The organism is Mesorhizobium sp. WSM4312, assembly GCF_002294875.1.
Lineage (GTDB): Bacteria > Pseudomonadota > Alphaproteobacteria > Rhizobiales > Rhizobiaceae > Mesorhizobium.
Window position 1 is genome coordinate 112,095 of the sequence record NZ_NSFU01000005.1, and the last position, 17,897, is coordinate 129,991.

Consider the following 17,897-nt stretch of genomic DNA (forward strand, 5'->3'; position numbering starts at 1 on the left):
CACAAAGGGGACGCTTTAATGAGCCGAAAGAGACCGACCGTCGCCGATCTGCGGGCGATGAAGGGCAAGCGTCAGCTGACCATGCTGCGCGTGCTCAACCTGGATGAGGCGGAGGCCGCCGAGCGGGCAGGGGTCGATATCGTCTCGGTGCCACCCGAATTGGTGCTCAACCCGCAATATCGCGATGCCGCGCCCAGCCTGTTCACCATGCCGGGCGAGAATTTCTTCGAGATCGGCACGGCGGATGATTTCGTGCGCTGGGCCTTCCGGCTCTACAAGGCAAGCGCCGACGCGGTCTATTGCAGCGCCGGCTACGCCACCATCAAGCGCATGGCGGACGATGCCATCCCCGTCATCGGCCATGTCGGCCTCATTCCGTCGCGCGCCACCTGGACCGGCGGCTTCAAGGCGGTCGGCAAGACGGCCGACACAGCCATCCAGGTTTTCGAGGCGGTGAAACAGCTGGAGGCCGCCGGTGCTGTCGGCGCCGAGATCGAAGTGGTGCCGGTCGAGGTGGCCAAGGCGATTTCCGAGCGCACCTCGCTGATCATGCTGTCGATGGGGGCGGGGACCGGCTGCGACGCGCAATATCTGTTCGCCGACGACATTCTCGGCCAGAACCGGGGCCACATGCCGCGTCACTCCAAGGTCTATCGCAATTTCGCCGCCGAGTATGACCGGCTGCAGGCGGAGCGGGTGGCGGCGTTCTCCGAATATGTCGCCGACGTCAACAGCGGCGCCTATCCCGAGGACAGGCACGTCGTGCGCATGGACCCGGCCGAGCTCAGCCTGTTCATGAAAAGGGTAGACGCAAAGAGCTGACTATTCGATTTCTTTGCTGACCGCCGCAGCGCCTTGCCATGTTCCGTCGGCGAGCATGGCGTGGAGCACCTCGGCGTCGGTCCCCAGCGGCCGGTCGTCTTTCAGCATCGATACATGCGCGCGCACCGCTGCATAGATCGCGCCAGTGCGCGGCGCCAGCGTCAACCCTTCACGCAGGTCGACGGCCTGGGCGGCGGCCATCAATTCGAAGGCGATCAGCCGCCGCCACAGCGCGATCATTCCGGCGCATTTCGAAACGGCGAGGGGCGACTGGGTCGCATGGTCCTCGACGCCTTCCGAAACGGGCAGGAAGTCGAGCATCACCGGATTGGCCTTGTGGCGGATGGCGGCCAAGATCGATGTCGCCGTCTTCTGCAGCGGCACGAAACCGGCCGAGGCGCCGCCGATGGGCGACAGATATTTGGTCAAGCCGTTGCGGCCCGAACCGGTGAGCTGGATGAAGCGGGCAACGCTGGCGGCGGCGCATTGCGCGATGGCCAGGCCGAGCGTCTCGAAGGCAAGCGAGAGTGAGGCCGTGTGGAAATTGCCGGTCGACATCACCAGTTCATCGTCGCCGATCACCAGCGGGTTGTCGGCGGCGGCGTTGAGTTCGATCTCGACAGCACTCTTTGCCTGGCCGATTGCCTCGATCAGCGCGCCGTGGATCGACGGCATGCAGCGGATCGACAACGGGTCCTGAATGGTCGTGGGCGCCGGCATCTCGTCGCGGGCGAGAAGGTCGTGCAAGGCCTTCGCCGCCTCCTGCTGTCCGGCCGCCGGCCGCGCCATCTGCAGGCGCGGATCGAGGATGGTGCGGTTGGCGCCAAAACCTTCCATGGTCAGCGCGCCGGCCTGCTGCTGCTGGGCGAGCGCCGACAGCGCATCCGTGATCGCGAGGGCGCCGCTGCCGGCGGAGACGGCCGAGGCGTTGATTAGCGACAGTCCGTCCTTGGGAGCCAGGCTGATCGGGGCGAGGCGGGCCATTATCAGCGCCTTGGCCGCCGGCATGCGCCGGCCCTGATAGTCGGCTTCGCCTTCGCCGATCAGCAGGCGAGCAAGCGCGGTCATCGGCACGAGGTCGCCGGCGCCGATCGAGCCGAGCGACGGCATCACCGGATGGACGCCGGCATTGAGCGCGTCGACCAGAGCAACGAAGACCATGGGCGACAGGCCGGAGCCGCCGGCCGACAGCATCGAGGCGCGGGCGACCATGGTGGCCCGCACGGCCTCTACCGGCAGAGTTTCACCGACCGCGCCGCTGCGGCCGTGCAGCAGCTGGCGCTGGAAGGCGCTGGCGTTGCCTTCGACGGAGGTGCCAAGATTGGCGCCAAGCCCGGTGTTCAGGCCGTAGATCTGCTGGCCTGAGGCGGCGGCCTGGTCGAGCACTTTTCGCGCCTTGTCCAGCCGGCCGATGATGTCGGGTCCGATCTCTACCTTGCGCGCCTGGCGGGCGACGGTGGCGACATCACCGACGCTGACGCCGGCTCCGGTGAGGACCAGCGCGCTCATGCGAAGCGCAGCCTCTGGCCGATGCCGCTTTCTCCTGCCTTGGCGAGCATCGCCTTGCCCAGCGCAATGTCGGAGAGCGACAGGCCGCGATGCCAGAACAGGATGGTCTCGTCGTCGCTCTGCCTGCCCGGCTTGAGGCCGGCGGCGATCTGGCCGAGCTCGGCATGCAGCGTTTTCTCGCTGAGCCGCCCGGTCTCGACATGAGCGCGTAGCGAGCCGAACTTGCCGCCCTTGCACTGGCCCCAATCGTCGACGACCATCTTCTCCATGATGTCGGTCAGCGACAGCTCCACCGCGCTCATCGTGCCATAGGGCACGACCAGCGCACCGGGCTTGATCCATTCGGTCTTGAGCAGCGGTTGTGGCTCCGGCAGCCGTGAGGCTTCGACGACGATGTCGGCGCCCTCGACGCAGCTTTTCCAGTCGGCTACGGCCGTGACCGCCTTGCCGAGATCGGCGGAGAGCTTGGCGGCAAAGCCGTCACGGCTTTCCGGGCGGCGCGAATGGACGCGGATTTCATCGAAGTCGAACAGATGGTCGAGCAGCCGCACGTTCCAGTAGGCGGTGCCGCGCGCGCCGACATGGGCCAGCACCCTCGAATTCTTGCGCGCCAGATGCTTGGCGCCGATCGCGGTGACCGCACCGGTGCGCATGTCGGTAATGACGGTGGCGTCGAGAATGGCGCGCGGCGTGCCGGTGCGTGGATCGAACAGATTGAGGATGCCGAATTCGGAGGGCAGGCCGTGCAGATAGTTGTCGACATAGTCGCCGACGATTTTCACGCCCGCCGTGTCGAGCGGCGCCACATAGCCGCGCAAGACATTGAAATGGCCATGGAAGGATGGGTCCGGTTCGAGATGAACGCGCGGCTCGATCACCGTCTGGCCCTTGCCCTGGGCGACAAGGCCAGCCTCGACCGCCGCGATGACTTCGCCATCGGTCATGGCAAGCGCTTCAATGTCGAGGGCATTGAGATAGTCGATATAGATGGGCTTCATTTTGCGCGCGCACTTTCCTCGATCACCCGCGCATCCCATAGCAGGCCGCGACGCGACACGAAAGTTTGTTGCGCCGTGTCTGGACGCCGCCGGCTAAATGCTGTTCAAACCGGACCGAAATGACTGCCATTCCCGAGACCGAGACCTTGCCGGAAACGGCCACCAATGCACGGCGCGTGGCGCTAATCGTTGCCATCGCCTTCTTCATGCAACTGCTGGATTCGACGATCATCTCGACCTCGCTGCCGCAGATGGGCCAGTCTTTCGACGTACCGGCGGTGGCGATGAGCATCGGCATCACCGTCTACATGCTGACCATGGCGGTGTTCGTGCCGCTGTCGGGCTGGCTCGCCGACCGTTTCGGCGCGCGCAACATTTTCCTCTTGGCCATCGCGCTGTTCACGCTGGCCTCGCTCGCCTGCGGTTTCTCGCAAAATCTGACCGAATTCGTTGCCGCACGTGCCGTGCAGGGGCTGGGTAGCGCGCTGATGACGCCGGTGGGCCGCATTCTCGTCCTGCGCAATGCGTCGAAATCCGAGCTGCTCAACGCCACCGCGCTGATCACCTGGCCGGCGCTGTTCGCGCCGGTGGTCGGTCCGGTGCTTGGCGGCTTCATCACCACCTATCTATCCTGGCACTGGAATTTCTTCATCAACATCCCGCTTGGGCTGATCGGGTTGGCGCTGGTCGCCCGCTTCATCCCGGGCGATCGCGAGGCGGACCCGAAGCCGCTCGACTGGCCGGGATTTTTCCTGACGTCGCTCGGGCTCGCCTGCCTGCTCTACGGTCTCGAGCGCATCGCGCATCCCGAGGATGGCGTGCTGCCGACCACGGCGCTGATCACGGCGGGTGGCGTCATCGGCTGGCTGGCGGTGCGGCATCTGCGGCGCGCTCCGCATCCGCTGCTCGACCTCTCCTCGTTCAAGGTGTTGACCTTCGCCATCTCGACGCTTGCCGCTGGCACCATCTTCCGGATGGCGATCAACGCCACGCCGTTCCTGCTGCCGCTATTGTTCCAGCTCGGCTTCGACCTCTCGCCTGTCGATGCCGGCCTGATGATCCTGGCCTATTTCCTCGGCAATCTCGGCATGAAGACGGTGACGACGCCGACGCTGCGGCGTTTCGGTTTCCGCCCGGTGATGGTGGTCAACGGCATCATCGCCTCGGCCTCGATCATGGCTTGCGGGGTGATCTCGCCGCAGACGCCGCAGGCACTGGTGGTGGCGCTGATGCTGATCGCCGGCCTGTCGCGCTCGATGCAGTTCACCGCGCTCAACACGCTGGCCTTCGCCGATATCGACGCCGCGCAGCGAAGCTCGGCGGCGACGTTGTCCTCGATGCTGCAGCAGGTGGCGATGCTGTTCGGCGTCGCCATGGCGGCGGCGATCCTCAACCTGTCGCAGATCGCCAGGGCGCAACCGTCGCTCGACCTCGTCGATTTTCGAATCGCCTTTTTCGTGATCGGCGCCATCGGGCTGGTGGCGGCGCTGCGTTTTCTGGTGCTGCCGCCAACTGCGGGCGCCGAGGTTTCCGGCCACGCGCCGGGGAATTGAAAATCGGATTTTCTCGCCTGATGCGGAGATAAATTCCGCCTCATCCTTTCGCCTTGATGCGGCACTTTCGCGAATGGCTGCGATGGCGAAATCGATTGCCAAAAATGCAGGAGTTTCCGGGCATTGCGCCAGTTTTGGCAATCGATGCGTCCACTCGGCGAATTTCGGCGTAAGGCCGCGTTCTGAACGCGGATTCGTTTGACGAACTAGCGCAGAGCCGATTAGCTTTTGCTTTCGGGATGGCAGCGCTGCCATCGGGGCGAATGCAGACATGAATGCGATCGGCTGGCTAAATCTCAGGAGCCTGAATCAGGAAGGCATTGTCTTTGCCATCGCAGTGGTGCTGTTCGTTGCAGCTGCCATCGGCCTGCCGGGCTTCATCGACCCCAACAACCTCGTCGCCATCGTCAGGTCGGTGTCGGTGCTGGGCATATTGGCGCTCGGCATGGCGGTCGTCATCATCGGGCGCGGCATCGACCTGTCGGCCGTGGCGATCATGGCGATGTCGGTTGCCTGGTATCTGCAACTGCTCAACACCGGAACCTCGGACGGGCTGGCCTTCGCCTATGTGCTGGCCGGCGTGCTCGCCATCGGCCTGCTCAACGGCTTTCTCGTCGCCTATGCCGACGTGCCGGCGATCTTCGTGACGCTGGCGACCGGCTCCTTCGTCTTCGGCTATGTGCGCTCGCAACTGATCACGCAGGACGCCGTGCCGGTGCCGCAGGGCCATTGGGTCGAGCTGCTTGGCGGCCTGCGCTTCCTCGACATCCCGATCGAGGTGTTCGTCTTTGCCGGGCTGGCTTTCCTGTTCTTCCTGTTCCTGCGCTACACCAAATGGGGCCGCTACATCTATTTCGCCGGCGACAATCCGGTCGCCGCCCGCAACATCGGTATTCCGGTGCGGCCGATGCTGGTGCTGCGCTACATGCTCTCCGCCTTCGTGGCGCTGATCGCCGGCCTGCTGACGGCGGCCAGCCTGCATTCGATCAACACCCGCGTCGTCAACTCGACGCTGCTTTACGACATCGTGCTGGTGGCGGTGATCGGCGGCATCGGCCTGTCCGGCGGGCGAGGCGGGGTGCGCAATGTGCTGGTGGGAGCGGCGCTGATCGGCATCCTGCTCAACGCCATGACCATCATCGACATTCCGCTGCTCTACCAGAACCTGATCAAGGCGGCGATCCTGCTTGGGGCCATCATCGTCGACGGCATCATCAATCCGCGCGACGAACAGACCGCACAACAGGGCGACATTTAGAGCAGATGGGCTAGCCCATCTTGCTCGGGGTACCCGGCGCGATCGCGACGATCGGCCGGCAATGAAAACCGAACCAGAGGACGTGACATGAGACTGATCAAGACACTTATGGCCGCCGCAACGGCGCTCGCCGTTACCGCCTTCGTGGCGCCGACCTTCGCCGCCGACGATCCGGGTCCGGCGGCCTACGCACAGGCGCTCAAGGGCAAGCGCGTCATGCTGGTGCCGCTGGCGATGGGCTTCGATCTGGCACAAGGCTGGGCGCACTATCTGAAGAAGGAGGTCGAGGCCTGGGGCGGCACGTTCGAGACGCGCGATCCAAACTGGGTGGTCGATGCCGGCGCGCAGGCGATCACCGACGCCATCTCGTCGGACACCAGGCCCGACGTGTTGATCATCCACGCCCCGGACCTCAACTCCTATTCCAAGCTGATGAAGAAGGCGCAGGCCGCCGGCACCTATGTGCTTTTGGTCGACAACCCCGCCAACTTCCCGGCCGACGCCTTCGTCGGCAGCGATTGGGACCGGCTGGGCCAGCTCGAGGCCGAAGCGGCGATCAAGGGCTGCGGCGAGAATTCTTCCAAGAAGATCGGCCTGGTGCAGGGTGATCAGGCTAACTCTTCCAGCCTCTACCAGTATGCCGGCATCATGAAGGTGCTGGACAAGCATCCCGACTTCAAGGTGGTGGCCAAGCCCGACTCCAACTGGGACGCGACGACCTCGCGCAACGTGACGACGACGATGCTGCAGCAGAACCCGGACATCTGCTCGATCATCGATTTCTGGGACGGTGACGCCACCGGCGCATCCGCCGCGATCCGCGACGCCAAGCTCGACGGCAAGGTGTTCCTGGTCACCACCGGCGGTGGCGAAAAAGCCGCAGATTGCGACAAGCTGGCCGACGGCACCTATGGCGCCGTGGTGATGACCGAGCTTGCCCGCCAGTCGGGCGACATGAACGCCATCATCAAGTTCCTGCTGCAGAGCGGCCAGCCGGCCGGCACCTCGCACACCTACATCTACACGCTGGAGAAGGCGACGACCAAGGCTGACCTGAAGCCCGACAGCTGCTGGGATCTGAAGGCGCTGCAGGCCGAAGCGGCGGCGAAATAAGCCACGCGGTCGAATAGACTCCATGAGGTGGCCGGATCAGTTCGGCCACCTCTTTCTCTTGATCAACGGCTGCCAATGTCCTTTCGCGAACGCCTGCAGTCCTGGCGCTACAATCTCGTGCCCGACCATCTGGTCGGCGAGATCCTGACCAAACGCTGGACCGACAACGCCATTCCGTTCCTGGCGCTGGTGGTGACATTGGCGAGTTTCGGCTCGATCATTCCCGGCTTCTTCAAGCTGAACGCGCTGCAGGAATCGACCCGCCAGCTCGGCGAGTTCTCCATGGTCGTCACCGGCATGACGGTGGTGATGCTGGGCGGCGGCATCGACCTGTCGGTCGGCTCGATCTTCGCGCTGTCCTGCTTCTCCGCCGTCTATGTCTTCTTCATCCTCGAACAGTCGATCTGGCTGGCGATGGCCGCCTCGCTCGCCACCGGCCTGATTTTCGGCGCCATCAACGGCTACCTCGTCGGCTACCTCAGGCTGCGCGCCTTTCTCACCACGCTGGTCACCTTCATCTTCGGCCGGGCGCTGTTCGACATCCTGGTCACCACCTATGCCGCCGACGTGCAGCTCTCGACCGCCACCTCGGACGTGCTCGACTTCATCGGCGACAGCACTTTCTGGGGCCTGTCGGTCTCGGTGTGGCTCGCCATCATCCTTGCCATCGTCACCCATATCGTGCTGACGCGCTCGCGGCCGGGCTGGCATGTGCTGGCGGTCGGCGGCTCCCGGCGCTCGGCGCACAATGCCGGCATCCGCGTGCGCCGCACCGTGTTCATGACCTATGTCTTCTCCGGTTTCTGCGCTTCGATCGGCGGTTTTCTCATCGCCTGCCGTTTGAGCGGGGCAGGGCCGGGCACCGGCCTCAACCTCGAGATCATGGCGCTGACGGCGGCGGTGGTCGGCGGCGTCAGCCTGGGCGGCGGGCGCGGCTCGGTGATCAAGGGGTTGATGGGCGCCATCATCGTCTTGACCATGACCAACGGGCTGATCCGGCTGGGCTACGGCACCGGCACCAACCAGATGGTGCTCGGCATCATGCTGGCGGTGGCGGTGACCATCGACATCCGCTGGCTGAAGAACCGCCATAAGGTGCTGAACGAGGTCTATGTCGCGCCGGTCTACCTCAAGATGGGCGAGACACAGTCGGCGGTACCGGGCTCCGGCACGCCTTACGAACTCGACAACCGGCTGTCGGCGGCCGACCATATCGGGCTTGGCGAACTGGAGGGGCCGGAGGATGTCATCCTCGACCGCGACGACCATCTCTATTGCGGCACCCGCCATGGCGAGATCGTCCGCTTCTTCGCGCCGGACTATGTCAGGTCGGAAGTGTTCGCCCATATTGGCGGCTTCCCGCTGGGCCTGGCCTTCGACAAGTCAGGCAATCTGATCAGCTGCGTTGGCGCCATGGGGCTCTATTCCGTCTCGCCGCAGCGGGAAGTAAAACGCCTGTCGGCCGAGACCGCGCGCTCCTGGACCTCGATCGTCGACGATGCGCGGCTGCGCGATCCCAACGATTGCGACATCGCTCCCGACGGGCGCATTTATTTCACCGACTCGACCAAGCGCTACGACGCCCATGATTGGGCGCTGGACTCGATCGAGAACCGCGCCACCGGGCGGCTGCTGGTCTACGACCCCAGGGACGGGTCGACGAAGACCCTGCTCGACGGCTACCGCTACACCAACGGCGTGTGCATGGCGCATGACGGCAAATCGCTGTTCTTCGCCGAAAGCTGGGCCTGCCGCGTGCATCGCTACTGGCTGGAAGGGCCGAAGGCCGGCACCGCCGAATGCGTCATCCGCGACATGCCGGGCTATCCCGACAACATCAACCGCGCTTCCGACGGCAATTACTGGATGGCGTGGCTCGGCATGCGCACGCCGAGCTTCGACCTGTCGCTGCGCCATCCCGACATGCGCAAGCGCATGACGCGCCGGCTGCCGCAGGACGAGTGGCTGTTTCCCAACATCAACACCGGCGGCGTGGTGAAATTCAACCAGAAGGGCGGCATCGTCGAGGCGCTGGGCGACCTTTCCGGCGCCGCGCATCCGATGGTTACCTCGATGCGCGAACACAAGGGCTACCTCTTCGTCGGCGGCATCCTCAACAACCGCGTCGGCCGCTACAGGATTTCAGGCGCCGATCCGAACTGGACCAGCCCGGCTTCCTATTGGGGAGCAAAGCCATGATCCTCGATCCGATCCTGGACATGTTTCGCGGCAAGGCGGTCACCATCCCACCGCTGGATGGCGCTTTCCGGCCCAACACGCGGCTGGACGATGCATCGTCGTTTGCCGAGCTGAGCGAGCCTGACAATCTACTGGCCTCCGGTGATCGGCTGCTCGCCTCCAGCGGCAACGCAGTCTATTCGCTTGCCGCCGGAGCCGAGCCCAAGGTGATCGAGACCTTTCCGTCGCCCATCACGGCGCTGGCCGGGTCGCCATCGGGCGAACTCACGGTGGCACTGGAAAGCGGCAAGCTGCTGGTATCAGGCAAGGAGCTTTCGCTGCCGGCTGATCTCAGCTGCATCACAGCACTTGCCTATGCCGAAGACGGCACGCTGTGGCTGGCCAATGGTTCGGCCGAACATGCGCCCTCGCAATGGGCGGCCGATCTGATGAAGAAGGGTGCGTCCGGTTCGCTTTGGAAACGCGACGCGATGGGCCGCGAATTCCGCAAGGTGGCCGGCGATCTCGCCTTTCCCCATGGGCTCCACCTAATCGGCAGTGACGTGCTGGTCAGCGAAAGCTGGCGCCATCAGCTCATCCGCTTTGACGGCGCTGCGGGCAGCCGTTCAACCGTGCTGACGCATCTGCCCGGCTATCCCGCGCGGCTTTCTCCGGCCGGCGATGGCGGCGCTTGGCTGGCGCTGTTTGCACCACGCAACCGGCTGATCGAATTCGTTCTGCAGGAAACGCACTACCGGCAGGATATGATCGACCAGGTGCCGCCGGCCTACTGGATCGCGCCGGCGCTGGCCTCCAACCGCAGCTTCCTCGAGCCGCTGCAGTGCGGCGGCATCCGCACCATGGGCATCCACAAGCCGTGGTCGCCGAGCCGCTCCTACGGTCTGGTGGTCAGGCTCGACGCAGAGATGCAGCCGCAATTCAGCCTGCACAGCCGCGCCAACGGCACACGCCACGGCATCTGCAGCGTGACGGAAAAGGCCGGCCGGCTGTTCATCGCCTCCAAGGGCGGCGACTGCGTTCTGGCTGTCGACCTCGCTTCGGGAGGTTTTTGATGGAACCGATCGTCCGTCTGGAGAACGTCACCAAGAACTATCGCGGCGTGCCCGCGGTCAAGAATGTCAGCTTCGACTTGCGCAAGGGCGAGATCCACGCGCTGCTCGGCGAGAACGGCGCCGGCAAATCGACGCTGACCAAGATCATCGCAGGGGTGGTCGACGCCACCTCCGGCAAGATGTTCCACAAGGGCAGCGAGATCGCCTATGCGTCGCCGCACGCGGCTCTCGAGGCCGGCATCGCCATGGTGTTCCAGGAAACCAGCCTGGTGCCGTCGATGACGGTGGCGCAAAACCTCTATCTCGGCACTGAGAAATTCCTCAACCGGCTGCGCGGAACGTATATTTCAGCACAGCAGTTCCTGCAGTCCCTGAATTTCCCCGTCGATCCCAACGCCATGGTGGCGACGCTGGGCGCGGCCAAGCGGCAGATGGTCGAGATCGCGCGCGCGGTCCACCACAATGCCGAGATCATCATTTTCGACGAGCCGACGGCGACACTGACGCCGGAGGAAAAACGCCACTTCTTTGCGCTGATCCGTCGGCTCAAGGCGAGCGGCGTCTCCATCGTCTTCATCAGCCACGCGCTGGAAGAGGCGCTTGCCATTGCCGATCGCATCACCGTTTTGCGCGACGGCGAACTGGTCATCACCGACGACACGTCGGCCTTCGACCGCGACAAGATCGTCGCGGCCATGGTCGGGCGCACATTGTCGGGGCAGATCTACCGTCAGCGCGACGAGGCCAGACTGCGCAAGGCCGGCAAGAAGGTGCTGTCGGTGCAGGACATTTCGATGAGCAATGTCGTGCGCAACAATTCCTTCTCGATCTTCGAAGGCCAGATCACCGGCGTGTTCGGGCTGATCGGTTCCGGCCGCACCGAGACCTTCAAGATCGTGTCGGGCATCTACAAGCGCGATTTTCTGCGCGGCGGCGCGATCGAGCTCGACGATCGGCCTGTGCGCTATCTCGTGCCGAGCGAGGCGGTGGCCGACGGCATCGTCTACGTCACCGAGGACCGCAAGAGCGAAGGCATCTTCGAGACGATGGGCATTGCCGAGAACCTGTTCGGGGGGCTGCTCGCCGCGGGCCGCGAAAAGGCCTGGGTGATCAACCAGCAGGAGATGCGGCAGCTGTCGGCGCAATGGACGAAGACGCTCAACATCAAGGCGATCAACGACAATGCCAGGGTGGTCGAACTGTCCGGCGGCAACCAGCAGAAGGTGGTGATAGGCAAGGGGCTGGTGCAGCAGCCGCGCATCGTCATCTTCGACGAGCCGACGCGTGGCGTCGATGTCGGCGCCATCGCCGAGATCCATCAGATCATCAATCGGCTGGCCGATGAGGGATTGGCCGTCGTCGTCATCTCGTCCTACCTGCCGGAGATCATGAACCTGTCGGACCGGATTCTGGTGTGCCGACAGGGTCGCATCGTCGAAGAGTTTTCGCCGGCGGAGGCGACGGAGGAGAAGATCATGTACGCGGCGGTGCATTAGGATGCTGGCTGGTGCGTACGTCGAAAACTGAATCAGAAGAGCCGATTAGCCACCTTTGCTCGAGACCTGATTCGACGACCTGATCCATCGGTTCAACGAAGGAAAAACGCCATGGCCACCACAAGACTGCTCAGCGATGCCGAGGTCGAAAAAATCCCGGCGGTGAAGGCCGTGTTCGACGATATCAGGGCGACGCGCAAGTCGGATTTCGTCAACAATTTCTGGCGCGGGCTGGCCAATGATCCGGCGTCGCTGAAGCGGGTGTGGGAACAGCTGAAGGCGGTGATGGTGGCGGACAGCGCCATCGATCCGCTGACCAAGGAAATGATCTACATCGCGGTGTCGACCGCCAATGGTTGCTCCTACTGCGTCCACTCGCATACGGCGGCGGCCCGGGCCAAGGGCATGACCGACGCGCAGCATGGCGAACTTATCTCGATCATCGGGCTCGCCGGCCAAACCAACCATCTGGTGACGGCGATGCAGATCCCGGTCGATCCGCAATTCGAGGTGAAGTGAGCTTTTCGCGCGCCGTCACAAGATTGTGAGCGCAGCCAATGTGTCGCGCACCGGCGGTAAGCGACTGAAATCTTTTCGGTTTCCGCGTTGCGGTGCGTGCCTCCAGCCCTCTTCGACGACCGTTGCCTGCAATTGCGCGGTTTATCCCGGCCGCTGTTAAGGAAGTGACATGGAACGGCACTAAGGAAGCCCCATGCGATACCGCTTGCCTGGGGCGCGGCTCGTATGGTGGAGCCGGCATGAAAATCGTTCAGATTACAGACACCCATTTCGGTCCGACCAAGCCGCATTTCAACGGCAATTGGGCACCGCTCGCCGCCTGGATCGAGCAGAGCGGCGCCGACCTTGTCATCCACACCGGCGACCTCAGTGTCGACGGTGCCGACAAGGATGACGATATCGCCTTCTGCATGGATCTGATGCGGGAAATCTCCACGCCGATGCTGCTGGTGCCCGGCAATCACGATGTCGGCCACCTGCCGGGTTCGTTGCAGCCGGTCAATGCCGGGCGCCTTGAGCGCTGGCGCCGGCTGGTTGGGCACGACTACTGGATGGAGGATGCAGGGAGATGGCGCCTCATCGGCCTCGACAGCCTGCTGATGGGCTTCGACGATGCGGAGGACGAGGCGCAGTTCGACTGGCTGCGCACCGTGCTGGAAAGCCGTGGCGGCCGGAGCATCGCCCTCTTCGCCCACAAGCCGCTGTTCGTCGATGCGCCCGGCGAGGGCGACACCGGCTACTGGAGCGTCAGGCCGGCGCAGCGCCAGCGCCTCTACGATCTGATCGCCGCGCACGATGTCGCGCTGTTCGCAAGCGGCCACATGCACCGGGCATGGCAAGGCCACTACGAAAGCACGTCGCTTGTATGGGGGCCGTCGGCCGCCTTCGTGGTCGGTGACATGGAGCGCGACATGCCGGGCGAACGGCTGCTTGGCGCCGTCATCCATCAACTCGGGCATCAATTCGGCGACACCGTCGCCAGCGAGATTGTCGCCATACCCGGCATGACGGCTTACGTCCTCGATGACGTGGTGGCCGAGGTCTATCCGCACGAGGCGCACAAGGTCCGAAAGCGGGTGGCGTCATGAGCGCGCTGTCGCTTCGCGGGCTGAAAAAATCCTTTGGTGGCAACGCCATTCTGAATGGCGTTAGCCTCGATGTCGAAGCCGGCGAATTCATCGCGCTCGTCGGCCCTTCCGGATGCGGCAAGAGCACCTTGCTGCGCATTCTGGCGGGGCTCGACCATGCCGACAGCGGCGAAATCTTCGTCGGCGGCAAGGACATGTCGCCGGTCGCCGCGGCCGACCGCAACATCGCCATGGTGTTCCAGTCCTACGCGCTCTACCCGCATCTGACGGCTGGGCAGAACATCGCCGTGCCGCTCGCCATGAAGCGGCTGAGCCGGTCGCAGCGCCTGCCGTTGGTCGGCCCCCTGCTGCCCGGCCAAAAGGATATTCGCACCGGCATCGCACGCGATGTCCGCGAGATGGCGGGTTTGCTCAAGATCGACCATCTGCTCGACCGCAAGCCGAGGCAGATGTCGGGCGGCCAGCGCCAGCGCGTGGCGCTGGCGCGTGCCATGGTGCGCCATCCCAGCATCTTCCTGATGGACGAGCCGCTCTCCAACCTCGATGCCAATCTGCGCGTCCATGCCCGCGGCGAGATCGTCGAACTGCACCGCCGCGCCGGCGTGCCGACGCTCTATGTGACGCACGACCAGGCCGAGGCGCTTTCGATGGCCGACCGGGTGGCGGTGATGATCGGCGGCAATCTGCTGCAGCTCGCCGCGCCGGAAATGATCTACAACGATCCCGCCCATATCGAGGTCGCGCGTTTCGTCGGCCAGCCGAGGATCAACATCATCCCGGCGTTCGCCGAAAACGGCCGTGTCGGTTTCGAAGGCATCCGGCTGGCTTTGCTGGAGAAGGTGGCGAACGGCCCGGTCAGCCTCGGCATCCGGCCGGAATTCGTCAAACTGTCTCCCAGCGGCCGGAGCGGCCTTGCCGGGATGATCGAACGGCTCGAGTTCCTCGGCTCGGAAGTCATTGCCCATTGCCGGCTCGAGACCTCCGGCGACGCCGTCGTCGCCAAGCTGGCACCGCATGAGGCGAAGGACCTGATCGGAGGAATGAAGGTGGGTCTCGTCCTGGCCCCTGAGCAGGCGATGGTCTTCGGGCCGGAAGGAAAGCGGCTGCGCGTCGCGGCGGGTGCGCGGCAGGAGCCGGCCTATGTCTAGCGTCGCGCTGGCGGGCAATGTCGCGAGCGCCGCGGCACTGCGTGCGCGCAGCGAAGACCGGACCGCCTGGCTGCTGGCGGCGCCGGCCATCGTGCTGTTGCTGCTGTTCGTGCTGTTGCCGGTGGCCGCCGTCATCTTCCTCGGCTTCACCGATTTCGAGCTTGGCTACGGCAAGTTTCGCTTCGTCGGCTTCGAGAACTACGCGCATCTCCTGAACGACCGCACCTTCCGCCGGTCGCTGTGGAACACCTCGGTCTATACGGCCATCGTCGCGCCCGTGTCGATCGTGCTTGGCCTGGGGGTTGCCCTGCTGATCGAAGGCGAGGGGCGGGCGCGCGGTTTCTTCCGCACCGTTTATTTCCTGCCGGTCGCCTCGCTGATTGTCGCCATGGCGACCGTCTGGCAATACATCTTCCACCCGACGATCGGGCCGCTCAACGCGCTGCTTTCGCTTGCCGGCATTCCCGGCCCGAACTGGCTCGGCGCGTCGAACACCGTGCTCTACAGCCTGTCGATCATCGGCATCTGGCAGTCGGTCGGCTTCAACATGGTGCTGTTCCTGGCAGGCCTGACGGCCATCCCGCGCGAGCTCTATGCCGCCGCCCATGTCGACGGCGCGAAATCGGCGCTCGACCGGTTTTTCCTGGTCACCTGGCCGATGCTCGGACCAACGACGCTGTTCGTCGTCACCATCAGCATCACCAATGCGGTGAAAGTCTTCGAAACGGTGAAGATGCTTACCGACGGCGGCCCCAACAAGGCCTCCGAAGTGCTGCTTTTCACCATCTAGCAGGAAGGCTTCGTCTATCTGCGCGTCGGCTACGCCTCGGCGATGACGGTCGTCTTCCTGGCGATCCTGATCGTGCTGATGCTTCTGCAATACCGCGTGCTCGACCGGCGGGTGCATTACACATGAACAGCATCCCGGCCGGCCGCATCATCCGCTTCGCGCTGCTTTCGCTCGGCGCGCTGATGATCCTTGCGCCCTATATCTTCATGATCTCGACCGCGGGCAAAACGCAGAGCGACATCTTCACCTCGTCGCTGGCGCTCATCCCGCAGCATTTCTACTTCGCCGAGAATTTCGCCAAGGCGTTTGCCAAGGTGCCGATGGCGACGCTGCTGTGGAACGGTGTCATCGTGTGCGGCCTGATCTTCTTCTTCCAGGTCGTGGTGGCGATCCCTTGCGCCTATGCGATGGCCAAGCTGAAGTTCCGCGCCGCGCGGCTGATGATGGTGCTGGTCATGCTCGGCCTGCTGGTGCCGATCCATGCGACGGCGCTGCCGCTCTATGTCGCCTTCGACAGGATGTCGCTCTTGAACAGCTACACCTCGCTGGTCGCGCCCTTCACCATTTCGGTGTTCGCGATCTTCATGTTCCTGCAGTTCTTCCGCGCCATGCCCGACGACCTGCTGCACGCGGCGCGGCTCGACGGCATGTCCGAACTCGGCATCGTCGCGCGCGTCATCGTGCCCAATGCCTGGCCGGCGGTCACCGCCTTCGCGATCTTTTCCGTCGTTGCGCACTGGAATGATCTCTATTGGCCGCTGATCGTCGTCAGCAAGCAGGCCTACGCCACGCCGCCGCTCGGCCTGATGTATTTCCGCGCCGCCGAGGCCGGCGACGACTACGGCGCGCTGATGGCCGCCACGCTGATCATCACCCTTCCTCTCGTCGCCGCCTTCCTGCTCGCGCAGAAACGCTTCGTCGAGGGCATCACCATGACCGGTCTCAAAGGCTGATCGGACCAACAAGGAGCACGAACGATGAAGCATATTTCTAGGATTTTTGCCGCAGCAGCGGTGTCACTGGCGGCGGCCCTTCCCGCCTATGCCGAGACGACGCTGACGGTTCACTACCCGATGCCCGGCTTCTTCAAGAACGTGATGGACACGATCTCGAAGAAGTTCATGGAGGAAAATCCCGACATCAGGATCCAGTTCGCCAGCCCGTCGGCAACCTATGAAGAGGGCATCCAGACCATCCTTCGCCAGGCCGGCACCGACGAGATGCCCGACATCACCTTCATCGGCCTCAACCGCCTGCGCATGCTCAATGAGCGCGACGTTGCGGTCGATCTCGGCCCGCTGGTCAAGAAGGAAGGCAATATGGCGGAGCTCGGCTTCTCCGACACGATTCTGAAACTGGCGCAGGTCAATGGCAAGCAGGTTGGCCTCGCCTTCGCCACCTCCAATCCGATCATGTATTACAACGCCGACCTGGTGAAGGCGGCCGGCGGCGATCCGGACAATCCGCCCAAGACCTGGGACGAGGTCATCGCGCTCGGCGGCAACATCAAGGCGCTCGGCAATGGCATCGACGGCATCGACTTCCGCTGGCAGGGCGATGACTGGATGTTCTCGGCGCTGCTGTTCGGCGCCGGCGGCAAGATGCTGAACGAGGACGAAAGCAAGGTCGCCTTCAACGGGCCGGAAGGCGAGAAGGCGGTGGAGACCCTCGAGCGCATGGTGAAGGAAGGCGGCATGCCGGTCTTCACCAAGCCGGCGGGCGAACAGGCGTTCGCGGCCGGCAAGGTCGGCTTCGAATTCCAGACCACCGGTGCGCTGGTCAACACGATCAAGAATGTCGGCGACAAGTTCACCCTGCGCACGGCCAAGATCCCGCTGATCGATCCGATCAACGGCCATCTGCCGACCGGCGGCAATGCCGTGGTCATCCTGACCAAGGACGCGGCCAAGCAGGAGGCCGCCTGGAAGTTCGCGAAATTCGCCGCCGGCCCCTATGGCGCCTCCGTCGTGGTGCCGGGTACCGGCTATGTCCCCAACAACGAACTGGCGGCGAAGTCTCCCGAGTATCTCGGCGATTTCTACAAGAAGAACCCGCTGTTCCAGGCCGGGCTCAGCCAGATGCCGCTGATGGTTCCATGGTATGCCTTCCCGGGCCACAATGGGGTCAAGGTCACGCAGACGATCGTCGACAATCTGTCGCGCATCGTCGACCAGTCGGCCTCACCCAAGGAAGCGCTCTATGACGCGGCAAGCGACGTCGAAGGCATGTTGCCGACGCAGTAAGGGTTGTGTGGCGGCTTCTTCCTTCCCCCTTGTGGGGGAAGGTGGATCGGCGCGCAGCGCCGAGACGGATGAGGGGTATTCCAGCGGAGTGAGGCGTGGTGTTCCCTGG

Annotated in this window: 14 protein-coding genes and 1 pseudogene; 13 read left to right on the forward strand and 2 right to left on the reverse strand. The window is 64.1% G+C overall.

Annotated elements, in window-relative coordinates:
• The first annotated feature begins 18 nt into the window (after positions 1–18).
• Positions 19–822: a 3-methyl-2-oxobutanoate hydroxymethyltransferase gene (locus CK228_RS09465; protein ID WP_095773828.1), complete on the forward strand. Its 804-nt coding sequence runs from the start codon at positions 19–21 to the stop codon at positions 820–822.
• On the opposite strand, the gene hutH is transcribed toward CK228_RS09465, so the two are convergent.
• On the reverse strand, positions 823–2,331 hold the full coding sequence (gene hutH, locus CK228_RS09470; RefSeq protein WP_095787660.1) for a histidine ammonia-lyase: 1,509 nt from the start codon (positions 2,329–2,331) through the stop codon (positions 823–825).
• Positions 2,328–3,329, reverse strand: a complete 1,002-nt coding sequence (locus CK228_RS09475) for an ornithine cyclodeaminase family protein (protein WP_095787661.1) — start codon at positions 3,327–3,329, stop codon at positions 2,328–2,330. The genes hutH and CK228_RS09475 overlap by 4 nt, the downstream gene beginning before the upstream one ends.
• A gap of 119 nt (positions 3,330–3,448) precedes the next feature.
• Here CK228_RS09475 and CK228_RS09480 point away from each other — a divergent pair, with 119 nt between their 5' ends.
• From CK228_RS09480 to CK228_RS09535, 12 genes and pseudogenes are all read left to right on the forward strand, one after another.
• Complete coding sequence (locus tag CK228_RS09480; protein WP_095787662.1) at positions 3,449–4,882, forward strand: DHA2 family efflux MFS transporter permease subunit; 1,434 nt, start codon at positions 3,449–3,451, stop codon at positions 4,880–4,882.
• A gap of 271 nt (positions 4,883–5,153) precedes the next feature.
• A complete protein-coding gene (locus tag CK228_RS09485) occupies positions 5,154–6,140 on the forward strand; it encodes an ABC transporter permease (RefSeq protein ID WP_095787663.1) in 987 nt (328 codons plus the stop codon).
• Between the two features lie 87 nt (positions 6,141–6,227).
• On the forward strand, positions 6,228–7,253 hold the full coding sequence (locus CK228_RS09490) for a sugar ABC transporter substrate-binding protein (RefSeq protein ID WP_095773833.1): 1,026 nt from the start codon (positions 6,228–6,230) through the stop codon (positions 7,251–7,253).
• 75 nt (positions 7,254–7,328) lie between these two features.
• Positions 7,329–9,452 (forward strand): SMP-30/gluconolactonase/LRE family protein, encoded by a 2,124-nt coding sequence (locus tag CK228_RS09495; RefSeq protein ID WP_095787664.1) that lies wholly within the window; start codon positions 7,329–7,331, stop codon positions 9,450–9,452.
• Positions 9,449–10,504: a hypothetical protein gene (locus tag CK228_RS09500; protein ID WP_095787665.1), complete on the forward strand. Its 1,056-nt coding sequence runs from the start codon at positions 9,449–9,451 to the stop codon at positions 10,502–10,504. Before CK228_RS09495 ends, CK228_RS09500 begins: the two co-directional genes overlap by 4 nt.
• Positions 10,504–12,000, forward strand: coding sequence for a sugar ABC transporter ATP-binding protein (locus CK228_RS09505; protein WP_095787666.1), 1,497 nt, complete (start codon positions 10,504–10,506; stop codon positions 11,998–12,000). The genes CK228_RS09500 and CK228_RS09505 overlap by 1 nt, the downstream gene beginning before the upstream one ends.
• A gap of 111 nt (positions 12,001–12,111) precedes the next feature.
• Positions 12,112–12,519 (forward strand): carboxymuconolactone decarboxylase family protein, encoded by a 408-nt coding sequence (locus CK228_RS09510; RefSeq protein ID WP_095773837.1) that lies wholly within the window; start codon positions 12,112–12,114, stop codon positions 12,517–12,519.
• Positions 12,520–12,758: 239 nt separating this feature from the next.
• On the forward strand, positions 12,759–13,607 hold the full coding sequence (locus CK228_RS09515) for a metallophosphoesterase (protein WP_095787667.1): 849 nt from the start codon (positions 12,759–12,761) through the stop codon (positions 13,605–13,607).
• The gene (locus tag CK228_RS09520; protein ID WP_095787668.1) at positions 13,604–14,755 is read left to right on the forward strand and encodes an ABC transporter ATP-binding protein; all 1,152 of its coding nucleotides are present in this window, start codon (positions 13,604–13,606) and stop codon (positions 14,753–14,755) included. Before CK228_RS09515 ends, CK228_RS09520 begins: the two co-directional genes overlap by 4 nt.
• Positions 14,748–15,671, forward strand: a pseudogene (locus CK228_RS09525) (sugar ABC transporter permease). Before CK228_RS09520 ends, CK228_RS09525 begins: the two are co-directional and overlap by 8 nt.
• Positions 15,668–16,498, forward strand: coding sequence for a carbohydrate ABC transporter permease (locus CK228_RS09530; RefSeq protein WP_095773841.1), 831 nt, complete (start codon positions 15,668–15,670; stop codon positions 16,496–16,498). The pseudogene CK228_RS09525 and the gene CK228_RS09530 overlap by 4 nt, the downstream one beginning before the upstream one ends.
• A gap of 24 nt (positions 16,499–16,522) precedes the next feature.
• Complete coding sequence (locus CK228_RS09535; protein WP_095787669.1) at positions 16,523–17,788, forward strand: ABC transporter substrate-binding protein; 1,266 nt, start codon at positions 16,523–16,525, stop codon at positions 17,786–17,788.
• Positions 17,789–17,897 lie beyond the last annotated feature (109 nt).